The following is a 1,629-nucleotide window of genomic DNA, read 5'->3' on the forward strand; positions in this document are numbered from 1 at the left end:
TGTTACCTGATGCTTAGAGGCTTTTCCTGGAAGCAGGGCATTTGTTACTTCAGCACCGTAGTGCCTCGTCATCACACCTCAGCGTTAACAAGAGTCCGGATTTACCTAAACTCTCCGCCTACATGCTTAAACCGGGACAACCGTCGCCCGGCCAACATAGCCTTCTCCGTCCCCCCTTCGCAGTAACACCGAGTACAGGAATATTAACCTGTTTCCCATCGACTACGCCTTTCGGCCTCGCCTTAGGGGTCGACTCACCCTGCCCCGATTAACGTTGGACAGGAACCCTTGGTCTTCCGGCGAGCGGGCTTTTCACCCGCTTTATCGTTACTTATGTCAGCATTCGCACTTCTGATACCTCCAGCAACCCTCACAGGCCACCTTCAACGGCTTACAGAACGCTCCCCTACCCAACAACGCATAAGCGTCGCTGCCGCAGCTTCGGTGCATGGTTTAGCCCCGTTACATCTTCCGCGCAGGCCGACTCGACCAGTGAGCTATTACGCTTTCTTTAAATGATGGCTGCTTCTAAGCCAACATCCTGGCTGTCTGTGCCTTCCCACATCGTTTCCCACTTAACCATGACTTTGGGACCTTAGCTGGCGGTCTGGGTTGTTTCCCTCTTCACGACGGACGTTAGCACCCGCCGTGTGTCTCCCGTGATAACATTCTTCGGTATTCGTAGTTTGCATCGGGTTGGTAAGTCGGGATGACCCCCTAGCCGAAACAGTGCTCTACCCCCGAAGATGAGTTCACGAGGCGCTACCTAAATAGCTTTCGGGGAGAACCAGCTATCTCCCGGTTTGATTGGCCTTTCACCCCCAGCCACAAGTCATCCGCTAATTTTTCAACATTAGTCGGTTCGGTCCTCCAGTTAGTGTTACCCAACCTTCAACCTGCCCATGGCTAGATCACCGGGTTTCGGGTCTATACCCTGCAACTTAACGCCCAGTTAAGACTCGGTTTCCCTGCGGCTCCCCTATACGGTTAACCTTGCTACAGAATATAAGTCGCTGACCCATTATACAAAAGGTACGCAGTCACCTAACTAGTAGGCTCCCACTGCTTGTACGTACACGGTTTCAGGTTCTGTTTCACTCCCCTCGCCGGGGTTCTTTTCGCCTTTCCCTCACGGTACTGGTTCACTATCGGTCAGTCAGGAGTATTTAGCCTTGGAGGATGGTCCCCCCATATTCAGACAGGATACCACGTGTCCCGCCCTACTCTTCGAACTCACAGCCTGTGCATTTTAGTGTACGGGAGTATCACCCTGTACCCTGCGACTTTCCAGACGCTTCCACTAACACACAAACTGATTCAGGTTCTGGGCTGCTCCCCGTTCGCTCGCCGCTACTGGGGGAATCTCGGTTGATTTCTTTTCCTCGGGGTACTTAGATGTTTCAGTTCCCCCGGTTCGCTTCGTTAAGCTATGTATTCACTTAACGATAGTGTGACGAATCACACTGGGTTTCCCCATTCGGAAATCGCCGGTTATAACGGTTCATATCACCTTACCGACGCTTATCGCAGATTAGCACGTCCTTCATCGCCTCTGACTGCCAGGGCATCCACCGTGTACGCTTAGTCGCTTAACCTCACAACCCGAAGCTGTTTCGTAAAACAGTCCGC

The 1,629-nt window shown here is 52.5% G+C and carries 1 rRNA gene; it reads right to left on the reverse strand.

Annotation, left to right across the window (positions count from 1 at the left end):
* Positions 1-1,595, reverse strand: a 23S ribosomal RNA gene (locus tag NWP14_RS27715); the annotation flags it as partial.
* Between the last annotated feature and the right edge of the window lie 34 nt (positions 1,596-1,629).

The organism is Klebsiella sp. C349492, assembly GCF_042055345.1.
Classification (GTDB): Bacteria; Pseudomonadota; Gammaproteobacteria; order Enterobacterales; family Enterobacteriaceae; genus Klebsiella; species Klebsiella scottii.